General features: G+C 58.6%; 15 protein-coding genes and 1 tRNA gene. 8 read left to right on the plus strand and 8 right to left on the minus strand.

Annotation, left to right across the window (positions count from 1 at the left end; translation table 11 throughout):
• Window position 1: 1 nt before the first annotated feature.
• Window positions 2-805 carry a 2-amino-3,7-dideoxy-D-threo-hept-6-ulosonate synthase gene (locus ACZ5D1_RS14965; RefSeq protein ID WP_011369187.1) on the minus strand — a complete coding sequence of 268 codons (804 nt, stop codon included), beginning with the start codon at window positions 803-805 and terminating at the stop codon, window positions 2-4.
• Window positions 806-1,340: 535 nt separating this feature from the next.
• Here ACZ5D1_RS14965 and ACZ5D1_RS14970 point away from each other — a divergent pair.
• Complete coding sequence (locus tag ACZ5D1_RS14970; RefSeq protein ID WP_011369188.1) at window positions 1,341-2,726, plus strand: ammonium transporter; 1,386 nt, start codon at window positions 1,341-1,343, stop codon at window positions 2,724-2,726.
• A gap of 20 nt (window positions 2,727-2,746) precedes the next feature.
• Window positions 2,747-3,073 (plus strand): P-II family nitrogen regulator, encoded by a 327-nt coding sequence (locus tag ACZ5D1_RS14975; RefSeq protein WP_011369189.1) that lies wholly within the window; start codon window positions 2,747-2,749, stop codon window positions 3,071-3,073.
• Between the two features lie 164 nt (window positions 3,074-3,237).
• Here the strand turns inward: ACZ5D1_RS14975 and ACZ5D1_RS14980 are convergent, their stop codons facing one another.
• From ACZ5D1_RS14980 to cbiR, 3 genes are read right to left on the minus strand one after another with little or no spacing between them, the layout of a single operon-like run.
• Window positions 3,238-4,278: a DHH family phosphoesterase gene (locus tag ACZ5D1_RS14980; protein WP_011369190.1), complete on the minus strand. Its 1,041-nt coding sequence runs from the start codon at window positions 4,276-4,278 to the stop codon at window positions 3,238-3,240.
• A complete protein-coding gene (locus ACZ5D1_RS14985; RefSeq protein WP_011369191.1) occupies window positions 4,279-4,788 on the minus strand; it encodes a bifunctional adenosylcobinamide kinase/adenosylcobinamide-phosphate guanylyltransferase in 510 nt (169 codons plus the stop codon).
• Window positions 4,788-5,582 (minus strand): cobamide remodeling phosphodiesterase CbiR, encoded by a 795-nt coding sequence (cbiR, locus tag ACZ5D1_RS14990; protein ID WP_464555336.1) that lies wholly within the window; start codon window positions 5,580-5,582, stop codon window positions 4,788-4,790. Before cbiR ends, ACZ5D1_RS14985 begins: the two co-directional genes overlap by 1 nt.
• A gap of 462 nt (window positions 5,583-6,044) precedes the next feature.
• Here cbiR and ACZ5D1_RS14995 point away from each other — a divergent pair, with 462 nt between their 5' ends.
• A complete protein-coding gene (locus ACZ5D1_RS14995) occupies window positions 6,045-6,182 on the plus strand; it encodes a hypothetical protein (RefSeq protein ID WP_169727961.1) in 138 nt (45 codons plus the stop codon).
• Window positions 6,183-6,261: 79 nt separating this feature from the next.
• On the opposite strand, the gene ACZ5D1_RS15000 is transcribed toward ACZ5D1_RS14995, so the two are convergent.
• On the minus strand, window positions 6,262-9,531 hold the full coding sequence (locus ACZ5D1_RS15000) for a UvrD-helicase domain-containing protein (protein ID WP_464555338.1): 3,270 nt from the start codon (window positions 9,529-9,531) through the stop codon (window positions 6,262-6,264).
• 230 nt (window positions 9,532-9,761) lie between these two features.
• Between ACZ5D1_RS15000 and ACZ5D1_RS15005 the strand changes: the two genes are divergently transcribed.
• Genes ACZ5D1_RS15005 through ACZ5D1_RS15015 form a run of 3 tightly spaced genes read left to right on the plus strand, consistent with a single transcriptional unit; the run spans window position 9,762 to window position 11,670 of the window.
• A complete protein-coding gene (locus ACZ5D1_RS15005) occupies window positions 9,762-10,589 on the plus strand; it encodes a tRNA1(Val) (adenine(37)-N6)-methyltransferase (protein WP_464555340.1) in 828 nt (275 codons plus the stop codon).
• A complete protein-coding gene (locus tag ACZ5D1_RS15010; protein WP_011369195.1) occupies window positions 10,586-11,386 on the plus strand; it encodes a 2-amino-3,7-dideoxy-D-threo-hept-6-ulosonate synthase in 801 nt (266 codons plus the stop codon). Before ACZ5D1_RS15005 ends, ACZ5D1_RS15010 begins: the two co-directional genes overlap by 4 nt.
• 2 nt (window positions 11,387-11,388) lie before the next feature.
• Window positions 11,389-11,670, plus strand: coding sequence for a hypothetical protein (locus ACZ5D1_RS15015; RefSeq protein ID WP_011369196.1), 282 nt, complete (start codon window positions 11,389-11,391; stop codon window positions 11,668-11,670).
• Between the two features lie 128 nt (window positions 11,671-11,798).
• Here ACZ5D1_RS15015 and ACZ5D1_RS15020 read toward each other — a convergent pair whose 3' ends face one another.
• Window positions 11,799-13,607 carry a chloride channel protein gene (locus ACZ5D1_RS15020; protein ID WP_027182173.1) on the minus strand — a complete coding sequence of 603 codons (1,809 nt, stop codon included), beginning with the start codon at window positions 13,605-13,607 and terminating at the stop codon, window positions 11,799-11,801.
• Window positions 13,608-13,754: 147 nt separating this feature from the next.
• The gene (locus ACZ5D1_RS15025; protein WP_011369198.1) at window positions 13,755-14,699 is read right to left on the minus strand and encodes a bifunctional riboflavin kinase/FAD synthetase; all 945 of its coding nucleotides are present in this window, start codon (window positions 14,697-14,699) and stop codon (window positions 13,755-13,757) included.
• Window positions 14,700-14,894: 195 nt separating this feature from the next.
• On the opposite strand from ACZ5D1_RS15025, the gene ACZ5D1_RS15030 reads away from it, so the two are divergent.
• Window positions 14,895-14,981, plus strand: a tRNA-Leu gene (locus ACZ5D1_RS15030).
• 151 nt (window positions 14,982-15,132) lie between these two features.
• Here the strand turns inward: ACZ5D1_RS15030 and ACZ5D1_RS15035 are convergent.
• Window positions 15,133-15,651: a DUF4410 domain-containing protein gene (locus ACZ5D1_RS15035; protein ID WP_011369199.1), complete on the minus strand. Its 519-nt coding sequence runs from the start codon at window positions 15,649-15,651 to the stop codon at window positions 15,133-15,135.
• 284 nt (window positions 15,652-15,935) lie between these two features.
• Between ACZ5D1_RS15035 and ACZ5D1_RS15040 the strand changes: the two genes are divergently transcribed.
• The gene (locus ACZ5D1_RS15040) at window positions 15,936-18,023 is read left to right on the plus strand and encodes a methyl-accepting chemotaxis protein (RefSeq protein ID WP_464555343.1); all 2,088 of its coding nucleotides are present in this window, start codon (window positions 15,936-15,938) and stop codon (window positions 18,021-18,023) included.
• Window positions 18,024-18,128 lie beyond the last annotated feature (105 nt).

Genomic DNA, 18,128 nt, shown 5'->3' on the forward strand with positions numbered 1-18,128 from the left:
GTTATTCCGCGCCTTCCAGCACGTCCATGGCCTGTTCCACGTCCCAGTCTTCGTGCACCACACCGTGCAGGGCCTTCATAAGCATGTCGGGACGGGCATGCTGAAACACGTTGCGTCCCATGGAAAGACCGGCACCACCGGCGCGCACCGAATCGTGCACCACCTGAACGAGCTCTCTTGTGGAATCAAGCTTGGGCCCGCCGGCTATGAGCACCGGCACGCAGCACGCTTCGCACACGTCTGCAAAAGAGTCCATGTCGCCGGTATAATTAACTTTGACAAGATCAGCACCCAGCTCCATACCTACTCTGGCGCAATGGGCGACAATACCGGGGGCGAACTCGTTGTCGATTTTCGGCCCGCGGGCGTACACCATGGCCAGCACCGGCATACCCCATTCCATGGCGCGCGAGGTCACGCGGCCGAGGTCTTCCAGCATGTGACGCTCTGTCTCATCACCCAGATTAACGTGTACCGACACGCCGTCGGCACCCAGCCGCAGGGCGTCTTCCACCGTGGCCACCAGCGATTTGGCGTTGGGCAGGGTGGCAACCGACGTGCTGGCCGAAAGATGCACGATAAGCCCGACGTCCTTACCATACCCCCGATGAGTGCAGCGCGGTAGCCCCTTATGCATAAGAACGGCATCCGCACCGCCTTCGGCCACTTTGTTCACAGTACCGGGCAGGTCCACCAACCCGTAAATGGGCCCCACGCTGACACCATGATCCATGGGCACGATGATGGCTCTTCCAGTGTTTCTGTTGATGATGCGTTCCATACGGACACTTTTACCGAGCAGCATGCGAAGCTCCTTTTCCCGTTTTCGGCCCCGGACACCTGCGGCCAAAAGAAAAGGGCCGCCGGCTTTTCGCCCGCGGCCCTTGATTCAGTCTACCTTCTGGTATTCCGGCTGCTACGCAGCGACAAAGAGACCACGGACGCTTCCATAGCCAAAAAAGTAGTACCAAAAGTACACGTAAGATATGGCGGAAGTCTGGGTCTTCATTGTGTCAGCTACGTCCTCAACAGTATTTTGTGCAACCGGAATTCCGATGCATGTGTCTACCTACTCAGCTGTTACCGGAATTGTCAATCGGCTTTTTTGTTTTTTCTGATATTTTATTTCCGTTCTTTTTTGACGTAAATTTACTTTTTTGTAAATTACACAAGCTTATTTTTAACATATATGTCAATTACTAGCACTATAACAAAGCGCCTGAATCCCACCTGAAAACAGAAAACATATAATAACAGCATGTTATCATATTTGGCCCTCCTTTTGCTCTTACCGGAACATCGCCATTAGAACGGGCCCTGCCCAAAAGGAGGATTATTCCATGCACGCACCCGTATCGTCACCCCGCCATCCGGCAAAACGTTTTGCCCGCACGGCGGCTCTCTGGCTGGTTGTGGCAACTCTGCTCCACGCTTCACCCGCACTGGCGGAAGATGCTCCGGCAATGCTCAGCCAGCAGCATGGCAACATCCTCTGGACGCTCATCGCCGCCATTCTGGTCATGCTCATGCAGGCCGGATTTGCCATGGTGGAATGCGGATTCACCCGTGCCAAAAACGCGGGCAACATCCTCATGAAAAACTTTGTGGACTTTGCGGCGGGTTCACTGGTGTTCTTTCTGGTCGGCTATGCCTTCATGTTCGGCGCCGACGCAGGCGGCTTCATCGGCACATCGGGATTTGCCCTTGCCCATGTGGACCCCGCCACAGAAGGCGGCATGTGGGATCTGACCTTCTGGTTCTTCCAGTCGGTGTTCGCGGCCACGGCGGCCACCATCGTATCCGGCGGCATTGCCGAACGCACCAGATTTGCCAGCTACATCATTGTCTCCGTACTGGTGACAGGCATCATCTACCCCGTATCGGGCCACTGGGCATGGGGCGGACTGGCCGGAAACGCCGGATGGCTTGAAGGGCTGGGCTTTGCCGACTTCGCAGGATCGACGGTTGTCCATTCCGTGGGCGGCTGGGTTGCCCTTGCCGGGGCCATCGTGGTGGGTCCCCGTGCGGGCAAATACGGACCCGACGGCTCCGTGCGGGCCATACCGGGCCACAACATTCCGCTGGCGGCTCTGGGTGTGTTCATACTGTGGTTCGGCTGGTTCGGGTTCAACCCCGGTTCCACCACCACCGCAGACGGCACCATAGGCTATATCGCCGTGAACACCAGTCTGGCAGCCTGTGCCGGTACCGTTACCGCCATGCTCACCGCATGGATACGGTTCGGCAAACCCGATGCATCCATAACCATGAACGGCGCTCTGGCAGGTCTGGTGGGCATCACGGCAGGCTGTTACGAGCTTTCCCCTTCCGGCGCCATCATCGTGGGGATCATCTGCGGCTTTGTGGTCGTGCTCTCCATTGAGTTTCTGGACAAGATTCTGAAGATCGACGACCCCGTGGGCGCGGTTTCCGTGCACGGCGTGTGCGGCGCCATAGGTACGCTGATGGTGGGGCTGCTGGCGCATCCCTCTTACGGCGGGTCCACAGGCCTTGTATACGGCGGCGATGCTTCTCTGCTCATGGTACAGGCTCTCGGTGTGGCGGTGGTATTCGCCTGGGCCTTCGGCATGGGGCTGGTGGTGTTCCGCATTGTGGCCGCAGTGGCGGGCCTGCGTGTCTCTCCCGAAGAAGAGCTCAAAGGTCTGGATATCACGGAACACGGTTCCGAATCGTACAACGGATTTCAGATTTTCACCGTGGAATAGCAGGCCAAAGGAGAACCATCATGAAATTGCTTATCGCCTATATACGCCCTGAAAAGCTCTCGACGGTGAAAAAGGCTCTTTATGCCAGAGGCATATACGCCATGTCCGTGACCAACGCATTGGGCAGCGGACAGCAGAAAGGCTTTACCGAAACCTATCGCGGCATTGTGACGGAAGTGAATCTGCTGAAAAAGGTCCGCATAGAGGTGGGGGTACCCGCGGACAAAGCGGAAGACGCTCTGGCGGCGCTGCAGACAGGTGCCCACACCGGACGTGAGGGAGACGGCATAATCTTTGTGCAGGACGTGGCCAGAACAGTACGGGTACGGACCGGCGAAGCCCCCTGAACATACCCCGCGGCCGCAAGGCCGCCGATTACAGGAACAACTGCCGGCTCATGAACGGTTCCGGCGGACTCCATCCGCAATCCCTGCAGGAAAAGGCAGCCTCCGGCTGCCTTTTCCCATATAAACAACATCACCTGCACAGCCCGCAAGCGGGCGGCGGGGTATCATTCTTTTTTCCTGTCGTTGCCTGCGGCATCAGCCTGACGCTCTTCCTCTCTGGGGCGGACGCGCTTCGGGGGGCTTACCAGACGCTTGAAAACGAACATTTCCACATCTTTGCCCTCCAGACGCTGCAAAGGCACCTCGGCGCGGGCCATGGTCTTGTGCCCCCCCGCAGAGCCGATATCGCCGAACTGCAGCTTGGCAAAATTGCCCAGATTGCGCACCACACCGTCGCCGCGGAAAATAATGACCAGCGTATCCTTGTACACCCCGGCCACCACGGCCCAGCGGATTTCGTGCACCCGCGTAAAAAAGTCGGCAATAACCACAAGCACATCGGGGTTGTCCACCTCGCCCACATACACGTATCGCCCGGAACGCACAGTGTGCAGGCTGGTGAACGCGCGTGAAAAATAATCCAGCCACTCCAGCCGGAATTCGCTGCGGGCGATGCGCGAGAGCAGCTGATGGTTGGCAAACTTGGAAAGATACCGGAATGCGCGGATATCGATGTCGCAGGATTCGCGTTCGAAGCTGTTTGTATCCGTCTTGATGCCGAAAAGCAGCGCGGTGGCAAGCAGCTTTCCGGGACGTATCTTGAGATTGTACAGATACTCGGTCATCAGTGCCGAACAGGTGCCGTATTCCGGCTTCAGGTCCTTGAAGTCGGCAATGACGGGTTCCTCTTCGCTCAGGGGATGGTGGTCGAACACCACGGAATAATGCACACCGGAAAACCCCGGATGATGATGGGGCTGAGAATCGACCATGGCGAACCGGTCATACTGCGCCGCCACGGTGGGGGTGAACTTGACCATGGGAATGTGCAGATAGCGCACCATGGCCAGATTGTCGGGCCGTGATATGGTGTTCACATGGGCTATGCCCACATCGGACACCCTGTGAATCATGATGCGGCGCAGGGCCATGGCCGATGCCATGGCGTCGGGATCGGCGTTGATGACAATCAGCCAGCGCTCATCGCGCGAAAAAAGTTCGAGAAGTTGTGAAAGCCCCGGTTCAAGCTTGCGAAAATAAGACATCTAGCGCCTCTTAAGATACATGGGAATACCGGCAACCATAAAGCATACCTCGTCGGCCAGCGCCGCCACGGTCTGGTTGAGGGCTCCCAGTTCTCTGATGAACATGCGTGTCGCGCGGTCAGCAGGTACGGGGCCCAGCCCCGCCTCGCAGGAAACAAGCGTGATCTCTGTATCACGCCCGACCAGCCGCAGACACTCCGCCAAGTCTCCGCTGTATTGCTGCATGCCTGCCTCGCGGCAGGCAAAAAGCCAGAAATCGAGACTGTCCACCAGCACTGAGCCGAAACCGTCTCTGCCCCGCAGCAGGGCGGACACCAGATCCGTGCCGGTTTCCCGAACGGGAATATGAGGGGCGCGGGCAGTTCTGTGTTCCAGAATCTGACGCCTGAAGGAAAAATCGGCAGCCTGCCCGGTGGCAAGCAGCAGATGCGGCCCTGCCCCTTCCTGCAGCGCAGAAAGCGCAAAGGCCGACTTGCCCGATTTGTCCCCCCCCAGTATCAACCGTATCATCAGCCGCTCCCCCGAAGCCACATGACCGCCACAGGCAGTGATTCTTCTATTTCTTTCCAGTCGAACAGTTCCATCATGACCACAGAGTCACACGGGGCGGCCTGTACGGCAGATGCGCAGACGCGCAGCGCTTCGTCATGCAGCACAGTCAGCGGCACATGCCGGCCCGCGCGTTCCGCATTCAGGTGCAGCATGCGTATGCGCCCTGTCAGGCGCGCATCCCGCAGAATCCCATGCTGACCGTAGGACAGCATATGGCCCGTGTCCAGACAAACCGACAGTCCCAGAGACCGGACAGTTTCCGCCAGTTCCGTCAGCGGCTGGCCCTGTATGTTTTCCAGAAGAATGTCTTCGGGCCGCAGACCGGCGGCAGTCCAGGCAGCGGTAAAGGCTTCCAGCGCCTGCACCGCGTATGCGGCATGACAATATGCCGGCGGATGCACAACCCCGCGTACCGCCCCCAGATAATCAACTTTATCCATAAGCCGCAGGCAGATATCAGCACAGCGGCTGCCGTCGCGGTGTGCGGTTTCCGGACGGACGCGGGCTGCGCCCCACGGCAGATCCACAGGCAGATGCACATGCCAGCTCAAGGGCAGGTCGGCCAAATCCACAGGCAGATCATGGCGCGAATAGGCAAGACAGGCTTCACTTTCCAGAAACAGCAGCCCGACTTCATCCACCCTGCCGGCAAGAAAGCGGCAGTTTTCCGCCACCCCCGCGGGAATGACCCACGAGGGTGCCGCCAGAATTCTGCCGTGCGGCAACCGCCCTGTTCCTTGCTGTTCCTTCATACACACCGTTCCGCAATCTTACGCGGGTTATTCAGTATACATCATGGCCGGACACAGCACAAACCGCGCCGCAGGCTGTCAGGATAACAGACATATCATGCACGCCGGAGCATCCATGTCCGGAAGGCGGCCGGATACGGTAACGGGCACGCCATAAAAAACGTGCCCGGACCTAGTGCCGGGCTTGCCTTGCGCCGATACGTTCTATATGGAAACCGGAAAGAAGTGCAGCCGCCCTGTACAAAGCACAGTCCGTGCCACCCGCGGCCCCGTGCCGGAAAACCGCCGCACGGCGCGCGAAACGAGCACGGCAAGACAGCTGTAACGGCGGGCTGCAGCGGCAACCAGCCGGTGTTGTGCACCCCGTACGGCACAGGCACGGCGCTTGCACAAAAAAATTACCGGCAGCCTGTGTCCACGGACGGCATCCGGAATGAGCACCCCCAACGGAAGACTGCTCCCATGCGGAAAATAAAAAGCTACCTGCAACACCGTCTCAACCCGCTGCACATATACTGCAGACTGCGCGACTGCGGCATAAGTGCGGGTGCGGCCGCACGGTTTTCGGCACTGTACGAGCGTTATCTGTACAGGCTTTAGCCGCAACTGCAGACGGCAGCCCGCACCGCCGGCAGCGCCGTATGCAGGCGGGCGGGCGTACGCACGCCCCCTGCCTCCGTCACATCAATGTCAGCTGTTTTTCCTTGCGCTTCTGGTGCGCCACCAGCGTCGAACGGCGCAGGTCGCCCAGCGGCAGCCCCTGAAGAAACCGTGATTCCCTGAGCCGCAGTTCCTTGCCGTAGAGCATCCGCCGCGCTGCGCGGCTGAGAAACAGCGCCTGTTCCGCACGGGTCATCCCCACATACAACAGTCTGCGTTCCTCCTCCGTATCCGTGCGCATGCGGGCCTTGTCCACGCTGCCCGTCAACACGCCCGCGCTGGCAAAAGGCAGTATGCCGTCTTCCAGCGCAGGCAGAAATACCGCTTTAAATTCAAGACCTTTTGACGCATGCAGCGACATTATCTGTACTTTTTCGCTGCGGCTGCGCACCAGTTCAAGCTCTGTCTGCAGGTGCACCCAGTTAAGCAGACCCGCCCAGCCCCCGTACTCGTCATAAGCTTTCACCAGACGCCTGAACTCCGGAGACTGCCAGAACAGATTATCAAAAGGCGGCATGTCCTGCAGATACGCCGAAACCCCGAGAGGTCCTTTGGCCAGCACCTTGTCGGGGCACGAAATGGTTTCTTCCTCCGACCGGTAGGCAATGCCCAGCACACGGCCCGCCGCGGCCAGAATCATCTGTATGCGCGGTTCCACCCAGAAAGCTTCGGCCTCGGGCACGGAGCAGGGTATGCCCAGCCGGACAAGCGTGCGCTGGATAACAGGAATAACCGCCTTGAAGCGTACCAGTACCGCAATGTCGCCGGGGGCGAGAGCACCGGCCATACCGCTCACATCGTCGTCATGCCCGCCACTTTTCAGGCGGGTGGCCCCGCTGTCGGCCAGAGAATGGCTTGTGGCGCCGATAAGCGAACGTATCTGCCCGGCAATCCAGGAGGCTTCACCTTCTGCCGTGGGCGCTTCAAAAAGCCGTATCTCGCCCGGCAGCGCACGCATGGCAACCAGCGGCGGGTCCTGCGGCAGCAGAGCAGCCGAAAAATCAAGTATGGCCTGAGAAGATCTGTAGTTACGGGTCAGTTTGATCACCTGCATATCCGGCCACGCCGCACCGAAAAACGCACGCACATCGCCGTGCGCCCCCCGGAAACCGTAGATGGACTGATCAGGGTCGCCTATGCCGAAGAACCCCGCGCCGTTTTCAGGCAGCAAAGAACGCACCAGTGTAAGCTGCAGAGGTGAAAGATCCTGAATTTCATCCACCAGCACATGCACATACGGACAGGCGTAAATACCGTTGTTCACCTGCTCCAGCCAGAATTCCAGCAGGTCGGTATAATCGGCAAGATTCCACGATTCCTTGAGCTTCACATACCTGTGCAGAAACGGGGCGTCATCCGTATGGCACACGGACATGCGTTCGCGGCACACGGCTATGCGTTCCCACGCTTCCCGTATCCGCTGCGCGGTCTCGCCGGAATTGGCCTCGGCAAACACACGCCGCGCGCCGTCTTCCGAAAGCAGCACCGGCGCATCGTCATAGGCTTTGTGCCAGTATTCAAAGGCCAGCGCATGCAGGGTGTCGGTACGGGGCAGCGCCGCATTACCCCCAAGCTCGGCCAGCAGCCTGCCGTCCATCTCTGTCGCGGCACGGCGTGTGAATGTCACTGCCAGTATCTGCCGCGGAGAAACCCCGTTATCCACCAGTCTGCGGATGCGCCCCACCAGCGTGCGGGTCTTGCCCGTTCCCGGTCCGGCAAGCACCAGCACCGGTTCCGGTCCGGCGTCCATGGCCCGCTGCTGGGCCTCGTTGGCTCCCTGCGGCTGCTCCGCAGCCTCGTCGTCTTCAAAAATAAATTCGTCGGAAACACCCTGCACACCGGCATCAGCGTCCTGCAGGGCCGCACCCGCCGTTCCGCCGGACGCCGCAGCCTGCGTTTCCGGCCCGTTTCCGCCGCCGTCCTGCGGCACAGCATCTGCAGCCGCGGCGGGTTCCGCCGTACGCGTTGTGCCACAAGCGGGCAAGGGCAGGTCCATCAGCATGCGGCCGTTTTTAAACTCATCACGCTCACGCGGGGTGAACACGCTGATAACCCCGTATTCGCCGTCGCAACCCGGCTGCCGCGCAACCTCGCCGCGGCGCATGCGCGAAATGCCTTCAGCCAGCGGCGCGGAAAATGTCCTCAGATCTTCTTCCGGCACATCCTGCAGAATACCCAGCTCCGAACCGAACCGCGATACGGCGCCTGCATAAAAATCAAGTACCTTGCGGGTGCCCGGTCTGGTGCCGACAATTTCGGATATGACCTCTGCCAGAGGCACCAGCGAAATGAAACCGGGCTGTCCCGCCGGTCGTTCGGGCATTTCTCTGTCCGCCAGCTCCATGACACGGCTCAGCACCCCCACGGTGAGCGGCTTGCCGCAAACGGGGCATATGCCGTCTCTGGCCGCCGTTTCACGCGGGTCCATGATCACACCGCACTTGCGGTGGCCGTCCATGTGGTATTTGCCTTCTTCGGGAAAAAATTCCAGCGTGCCCAGAAACCGGTGCCCCAGCCCTTCACCGCGCAATGCCCTGTAAATGCCGTCGTAGGAAACGTCTCCGCTGAACAGGTTGGCCTCGCGCCCCAGTTTGTCGCCGGAATGCGCGTCCGAGTTGGAGATAAGCCGGAACCGGTCCAGCGCACTCCACATCCAGTTCATGTCCGGATCGGAGCTCAGACCTGTTTCCAGCGCAAATATTTCCGCTGACAGATCACCGTAGCATTCTTCTATGGAATCAAAGCCGGATTTTGACCCGAACACGGAAAACCACGGAGTCCAGATATGCGCGGGCACAAGAAATGCTCTGGGGTGGGTTTCCAGCACCATCTCAAGCAGGTCGCGCGAATCAAGCCCCAGAATGGGCCGCCCGTCGGAAGCGAGATTGCCCACCTGCTCAAGCTTGCGCGACAGTGACTCCGCAGCTTCCAGCGTGGGCACATAAACAAGGTTGTGCACCTTGCGCACCTTGCCGCCCCGTTTGTAGATAGAGCTTATTTCGGCCTGCAGCATGAACTGCACACGGCCGCCCAGCGGGCGCCCGGCAAAAACAGAAATCTCTTCGTCCAGCCCGTCCGCTTCACGCAGGCGCAACAAGCCGGTATTGTCGTCGGGAATCAGCTGTGCGGCCAGTTCCTCGCGCCACTGGGGGTGGGTGAAGTCTCCCGTACCCAGCACATCCAGCCCTTTGACGGCCGCCCATGCCGCCAGATGACGGGCAGTGAGTTTTTTGCTTGTGGCGCGGGAAAAACGGGAATGTATATGCAGGTCGGCCCTAAACTGCTTCATGAATAGCCTGTCCTTGCAGCATGTGAAAAAGCATGGCATCCGGCACCTGCGGATGCCGCCCCGGCCGTTTGCCGGTGGTTTGACGGATGCTAGCAGAAAACGTGCATGGAGCCAAATACCGGACACGCCGTGCACGCCCGGCAGCTGTCCTGCATTCCGCCCTTGTCCGCGGCGGCACGTCAGGCTAGGCTGACACCGTGCAGACTGACACCACACTATCGGACATACCCATGCAGAACCTTAGGCCGCAAAAAAATACAGGACAGGATGTACACGCGGCGCGGGAATATTTTCCGCGCGGACTTTTGCAGCCGCCGGATTCGTTCCGCTTTTCCGCGGACGCGCTGCTGCTGGCCGCATGGACCGCCGCCGCATACGGCACCCCCGCAAAACCGCTGCGGTTTCTTGATGCGGGCACGGGCTGCGGGGTGGTGGGGCTGGCTCTGTGCCTGCTGCTTGATACGGTGCAGGGCACCGGATTTGACATAGACCCGCAGCTGGCCGATGCAGCCATGCACAACGCCGCCATGCTGGGACTGGGCAACCGGTTCAGCGCGGTACAGGCCGATGCGCAGCAGGTACGCGCACACGCAGACATCACGCCGGAATCATTCGATCTGGTGGTGACAAACCCTCCGTACCGGCGGCCGGATCAGGGCAGGCACGCGGCGACACAGCAACGCACACGCGCCCTGTTTGAAACAGCCGGTCCGCTGACGGCCTTTGTGGCCGCATCGGCTTACGCTCTGCGCAACAAGGGCCGCTTTTTCTGCATCTATCCGGCGGAAAGACTGCCCGATCTTTTATGCACGCTGCGCCCCGCAGGGCTGGAAGCCAAAAGCCTGCTGCCCGTTCATTCACGCGCGGAGCAGCCGGCCAGACTCATCTTGCTGGAAGCCAGAAAAAACGCTAATCCCGCCATCACCATACACCCGCCGCTGGTTCTGTATGCAGGCAGCGGCCACAGGACACATCTCACGCCGGAAGCGCTGGCCTTCTGTCCGTTCCTCGGCTGCAATGCCCGCGGCGTTCAATGCCATACACAGGAGACACCATGATCGGAGCCATCCGCAAACTCGAACGATTTTTCATGACCCCCAGCGGCAGGGCCGTGGTGCTGCCGCTGGACCACGGTGCCGGTGAAGGCATGCTGCACGGGCTGGACAATATACCCGGTCTGCTTGCGGACATAGGCGACCGTCCGGTGCAGGGCGTGGTGCTGAACAAGGGCACGGCACGCGCCTACGCAAATGAAATCCCCACGGCCACGCAGCTTGTGGTGCAGCTTTCCGCCGGAACCCGGCACGGGCTGCCCGCGTGGAACAAATCGCTGGTCTGCTCCATTCCCGAAGCGCTGCGCCTGGGGGCCGACGCCGTGGCCGTACAGGTGAACATCGGCAACGAACAGGAAGACCGGATGCTTACGGATCTGGGCATGGCCACGGAAGAAGCGCACCAGCACGGCCTGCCGGTGATGGCCGTCATCGTGGCGCGGGGCGGCAACATAGTGCAGGAGCTTGACCCTTCGCTCATCGCCCATTGTGTCAGGCTAGGCGGCGAGCTGGGGCCCGACATGGTCTGTGTTCCCTATTCCGGTCATATGGACAGTTTTTCACGGGCCGTTGATGCCTGTCCCGTGCCCGTACTGGTGGCGGGCGGCCCTTCTATGGGTGACTTTGAAAATTTTATCAGGCACATGGAAGAAGCGCTTGAATGCGGCGCCGCCGGTGTAAGCATCGGGCGCAATATTTTTCAGCAGGACGACCCCATGGCGGCGCTGGACAGACTGCTGACAGTGGTACACAGCCAGCGGGACGACAAAACACCGCAGGAAAACGACGTGCGGAACGGGTAATCATGTTCAAGGTTGTTGTCATTTTGTTTGTCGCGGTCTGGGTGCTCAGCTTTTTTCTGAGCAGCCGGCGCAAGGTCATCCGCGACACAAACCACCTGCTCCAGCTCATTTTGTGGGCGGCGCTGGTATTCACAGGCAACACCCTGCTTTCCGGCCAGCAGTTCGTCAAAGACCACTTTCTGCTGCAGGTGGCTCTCACGCTGGCGCTCTTTGCCGGCTCCTACTTTGTTTCCATATGGATAGTTAAAGGCATGTCTTCGGGCAACGGTCCGCGGCGGCGCTGACATATGCGCCGGCTTTCCGCAGCGGCGCTGCCTGTTTTTCAGCATGCAGCATCCGGCATAAAAAACCCCCGTCAGCATATGCAGACGGGGGTTTTGTCATCGGGGGTTTGTCATCGCGGAACAAGACATCAGTCTTCACGCAGTTTCTGCAATGTCTTGGTATAAGCGTGGAACACGTCCGAGCGGTTGATGAGTCCCAGAATGGTATTATGATCGTCCGCGTCCACCACAGGAATCTGGCCGAGATCCGTATCCACAAACTTGAGCAGCGCCGTGTACAGATCATCTTCCTCCTCCAGTGTGGCAGGCTTGCGCGCAAGGTCTTTCACCAGCACCAGATCAAAAAGGCTCTCTTCATACAGCAGGCTGCGCACGTCATTTATGGAAAGGATACCGGTGATTTCTCCCTCTTCGCTTTTGACGGGAAAGAAAAATTCATTGGTGCCGGAAATAATGTCCGTCAGGCCTTTGAGGGTGACGCTTTCCTCCAGAATGGTCACTCTGCCGCGTTCAAAGTGGTCAGTCACCTTCAGCTGTTCCAGCAGGTTGATGGTGGCATCATTGATATGGGCGGGTGACTCGAATTTGTTCTCCACCTGATTTTCGTACAGGTTGCTGCGCCTGCCCAGCACAATGCACACGGCAGAGGCCAGCATAAGCGGCGCCAGCAGACCGTAGCCCTGTGTCAGTTCGCACACCATTATCAGCGGGCCGATGGGTGCGTTGGCCACACCGGCAAAAAAGGCCGCCATGCCCACCAGCACATATCCGCCCGGCTGCGTTACTATATCGGGGTAATATTTATGCGCGGTAAAGCCCACAATGCCGCCGCTCATCCCTCCCACGAACAGAGCCGGCGCAAACATGCCGCCGCTCATGCCCGAGCCGAGCGTGACCGATGTGGCAAGCGTTTTTGCCAGTATGATGGTCACCATGGTGGCAACGGTCATCTGTCCCAGAATGGCCTGTTCAAGCCAGCCGTAGCCGCCCGAAAGCACCTTGGGGTACAGCATGCCGAAAAGCCCCATTAAAAGCCCTCCGGCCGCCATGGTCCACATGATGCCCACCTTCTGCTGCATACGGGCAAACACGGAATATTTGATGAACCGGAACGTGCTTACATACAGCCAGCCCGCAGCGGCGCAGACCAGCGAAAGAATCAGGTAGAACGGCAGTTCGCTCATGCTGTTGAAGCTGAACTCCGGTATGCCGAAAATAGGTTCGGTACCGAACACCAGCGTAAAAATGGAATACGATACCACCGATGAGGTCACCGCAGGCAGAATGGCTTCGGATTCAAAGTCTTCCTTGTAGATAACTTCCACGGCAGTCAACGCCCCGCCCAGCGGCGCACGAAAGACGGCACCCAGTCCGCCCGCGGCGCCTGTCAGCATCAGTATGCGGCGCTCTTTGGTGCTCAGGCCCATTTTGTCGGCAAAAAAAGACCCGATACCGGCCCCTATCTGCGATATGGGCCCTTCGCGTCCTGCACTGCCGCCGGACGCAATGGTGAAAATGGAGGTAATGCCCTTGATGAGCGGGGCCACAGGACGGATAACGCCTTTTTGCCGGTGAAAAGCCCTGATCATGGAGTCCGTGCCGTCGGTCATGCCGTGAAAGCTGTCCGGCAGAAAGCGGCTGACCAGCCAGCCGGTGACCAGCGCCACGGTGGTGGTGGCCAGAGGAATGACCCACGGCCGGAATGTTTCGCCCGCATGTCCGTGAAACAGCGCTTCGCCAGCCGGTGCCGGCAGGCTGTAGCCGGCCCAGACGGCCTGAATGAGGTGCTTGAAATACTCTATGCCGAGAAAAAACAGCGTAGCCGCTATGCCCGAGACAACCCCCAGCACCACGCCCAGCACAAGCATGCGCACATAGGTCACATTACGGTACAGCCGCAGGTATTCTTCCCACAAACGGACAAAAGGGCGAAACATGAGAGGTGAAACTCCGTTACGGCAACAGCGCCGCGTGGTTATGACGGCAGATAACTGCCGCCCCGCTTTTGCACGGTGCAAACACCGCCACGCCGCGCGGCGGTGCCGGGCGGCGTACAGAAAGGCGCGAAACAACGCAGAGGGAGGCTACAGTCCGGCTTCCTGAGAATCCAGTATCTGCCGCCCCAGTTCCACATCGCTGCGAATCTGCGTCATCAGATCGTCAAGACCCGAAAACTTGCGTTCATCCCGCAGCCTGTGCACAAAATTCAACCGCAGCTCCCATCCGTAGATGTCGCGGTCAAAATCCATAATATATGTTTCCACACTCAGCGTCTCGTTGCCGAATGTGGGATTGTACCCGATATTGGTGACACCCTTGTACAGGTTGCCGTCCACTTCAACCCACACGGCGTATACGCCCGGTCCCGGAACAAGCTCGTCCCTCACCTCAAGGTTGGCCGTGGGAAAACCCAGCAGCCGGCCTCCGCGTTTTTTACCGTGCACAACAGTGCCCCGCACCACATAGAACCTGTCCATGAGAGGCCGCACTCCCCATACATCACCGGCCTTAATCATATCACGTATGCGCGTGGAACTTACCACGGCACCGTCGATGATGACAGGGTCCAGCCGCTCACATGAAAAGCCGTATTTTTCTCCCAGTTCCACCAGCAGCTCAAAGTGCCCCTTGCGCCCTTTGCCAAAGGAGTAATCGTACCCTACGACCAGCTCCTTCACATTCAGGCCGTCCACCAGAATACTGCGCACAAATTCTTCAGGCTCCAGCGCCGCCAGTTCCCGCGTGAACTGCAGCATAAGGGTCAGATCAACCCCCAGCGCTTCCAGCAGGTCAAGTTTTTTTTCATAATCAGTAATGAACGGGGGGGTATGCGGGCCCACAAGCACCCTTAGCGGATGCGGGCAGAACGTGACCACCACACCCGGCAACGAAGCCTTGGCGGCTTTGGCCATCATGCGGCCTATAAGCTTGCGGTGGCCGTTGTGCACACCGTCAAAATTGCCGATGGTGACACACGACCCGCCGGAAAGATCAAGGGTTATTTCCTGAAGCTGTCTTGCGATCTGCATGGGGTTCCCGTTCTCCGGGTTGGGTTGGGCGCCGGAAATATCCGTTCAGCCCGCCGAAGACCGCTATAGCTACCCCAAAACCCGCATCCGTTCAAGCATACGGACACCCCGCCGGAATCCGGCCGGACTTTTTTTACTTTTTTACCAGAAAAAACTTGCCAAGGCGCCGGTCTTTTGTCTATATGCCTCTTCCGCGCCGAGGTGGTGGAATTGGTAGACACGCTAGGTTCAGGGTCTAGTGGGGGTTCCCCCGTGGGAGTTCGAGTCTCCCCCTCGGCACCATTCGCAATTAAAGGGAAACAGACATATGTCGGTTTCCCTTTTTTCTTTATTTGCCACCCTGCACAGACTCTGCAACACCGCTCACCACACGGGGGCGGCACCGCCGCCCCCGTGTTTCCTTCTCTGTACAGGCAAGCCGCGCAGGTACGCATCACTTCACAGCTACATCCTGTCTGACAACTGTCTTCAGTACATCAACAGTCGCTTCGGCCACATCGTCAAAAACATACATCCATGCGCCGACGGTGTATCCGCCTCCAGCCGCGATGGAACGTTCCACAGGAACCGTGGCAAGCACTGTCCCCTCTCTGTCCATGATGGCTGTTTCGGTTTTCAGCTCGGTGGCTCCGGCTCCGGGCAGCAGCCAGCGTTTAAAGGCATTGCCCGGGCTGTAAGACACAATGGTCGTGACCAGCACATACTCACTATCGGCCCGCTCAAGATGCTCTTTGGTCAGAGCTTTGTTCAGGGCCGTGCGCATGGCTTCCGCCAGACTGAAATTCTCCTCGGCGCTTTCAAAAGCATAGCCGGAACGGTCTTCCACGCTGCTGATGGCAAAGCTGTCGGCCATGATAGTTTTTCCGCTTTCCGTCTGCGGAACAAGCTGCGCTTTTGTGGAGCAGCCCGCCATGGCCAGACATAAAAAAATCAGTAATACAATACGTTTCATGATCCCTCCTTCGGGCGCAAAGGTCGTATCGCACCGACCGGACAAAAACAAGCCTGTCAATAAAGGAAAATACACTTCCGGTTCCCGCATCCATCCGCCGGAACGGCAGTCCCCCCCTGCCCGCGCCGTGACGGCACAGACAGGGGCACGTTCATGCGCCGCATAAAAAATAAAGGCGACTAACACCCGCCAGAGAATACTATACGCTCCGGCCCCGACTGCGGCACACAGCGTTCCGCCGAGGCGCGCCCCTGCCTTTCACCCCTTTTTGCGGAGGATGCCCCGTGAAATCGTTAGGTACATACACCATCGGCCTTCTTCTGGCCGCATCGCTCGCCATATCAGCTGCCTGCGGAATACTCTTTCACCTTCAGGAAAAAAAAGTCCGGCAGGAAACGCTGCAGAATGAATACGCAACCATGATTCATTCACTGCAGCAGCGGCTGGAAAAAAAGATTGATATCGGCATCACCAACAGCATCTCCTTTGCCTCTTCGGCCGACCTTGTGCGTCTTGTCCGCACACAGGACAGGGAAGGTCTGATGCGCCATGTAAGCAGTATCGGTGACATATTTAAAAAAACTTCCAACTTCCGCGGCATCAGGCTTCACATTTTCGATGCGGAAGGCCGTACGCTGGTACGCAGCTGGAACAAAGATAAACACGGGGATGCGCCCGCAGCCGCCGGCGAAGTGCTGCGTGCCGCCGCCCGGCAGGGGCAGGCGGCTTCCGCTTTTGTACTGGATGAAGACGGCCTGCTTCTGCGCGGCACAGCGTTTATCGGCCAGCCGGACAACATCGCGGGCTATATCCAGTTCATACAGGGTGTTGGCAGCATTTCCCGCGACTTTGAAAAAGAGGGCATGTTTTTTGTACAGCTGGTCAGTGCCGACGGGGCCTCTCCTCCGGACAGCCTCAGAAACAATACACGTCTGGGCGGTTATGTACTGGCAAACAACAAGTGGTTTTCTTCATCCGTGGTCCAGCGGCTTGAGGACATAGACCTTACACGCGTCACCCGCGACAGATATTTCATCTCCGACGGCCTGTTCGTTGTGGTTGAACCAGTTCTGGATCTGCAGGGACGGCAGACCGGCCTGTATCTGCTGGCCAAGGACGCGCACATCGTCGAGGCCAAAATCAGCGCCGCTATGGAAGCAGGGTTATATATACTCATCACCATGGGATTCGGTTTTCTTATCATTTTCACGGTCATATACGCGGTCCTGCGCATAAAGGTCATCACTCCGCTGGTGAATATCAAAAAATTTGCAGAAGAGGTCGCCGCCGGTGACTGGCAGGCCACACCCCGCGGAGCATATGCATTTGAATTTGATGTGCTGAAGCAGAGTCTTCTTTCCATGGTGCACGAATTGGAAGCCGCGAATGAAACGGCGGAACAGAAAAGCGCGGCAGCCACCCGCGAAGCCGAAAAATCACAGCGGGCCGCGGAAGAAGCGGCAGAAGCCAAAATTCAGGCCGAAAAGGCGCGGTCCGAAGGCGTGCTGTATGCCACGCGCCAGCTCAGTCAGGCCGTATCCGGCATTATGGAAACGGCCGACGAACTGGCCAGAGACATTGACGGATGCAGTCAGGGCGCCCATGAACAGGCACAGCAACTTCAGCTTTCCTCCACTGCCATGGAGGAAATGAACGCCAGTGTGATGGAAATAGCAGGACGGACCGGACAGAATGCCGAATCAACAGAACATGCCAGAAAAGAAGCTGATTCCGGAAACAGCGTGGTACAGGAAGTCATCCGCTCCATTAACGAAGTGCATGAAATAGCCCGCAACCTTGCAACGGACATGGACGAACTGGGCAAACACGCTGCCGGCATCGGTCAGGTTGTCAACATGATATCCGACATTGCAGACCAGACAAACCTGCTGGCACTGAACGCCGCCATAGAAGCCGCACGGGCCGGAGAATCCGGACGGGGCTTTGCCGTGGTGGCGGACGAGGTGCGCAAACTTGCCGAAAAAACACAAAGCGCCACCAAAGAGGTGGAGCGCTCAGTCTCTGCAATCCGCACCAGCATCACAGGCAACATTGCAAATGCGCAGAACGCGCTTGCCGTCACACAGACCGCCAACGGCTATGCCGCCGACTCCGGCAAGGCGCTGGAAACCATCGTCCGGCTGATTTCCGCCTCGTCACAGGAAGTCAGCGCCATCGCGCATTCTTCAGAGCAGCAGGTCGAGGCATCCGAAGCCATCAACGCGTCACTCGACAAGGTTGCCACCCTTTCTTCTTCCACGGTTTCGCTGATGGAAGAAGCGGCAAAGGCGGTACAGCACCTTGCGGGACTGGCCATACAGCTGCGCCAGATAATCTGCTCAATGGAGGATGAAAACAATCCGATGTGCTGAACATCCCCTGCCGGAAGGGTGCGGAACAGCAAGCTTCTTCAAAATGCTTCCCATCGCGTCTGTCTTTCTATATGAGATTCAGGATTATACTATCCGGAGAAACTC

Source organism: Oleidesulfovibrio vietnamensis, assembly GCF_055388115.1.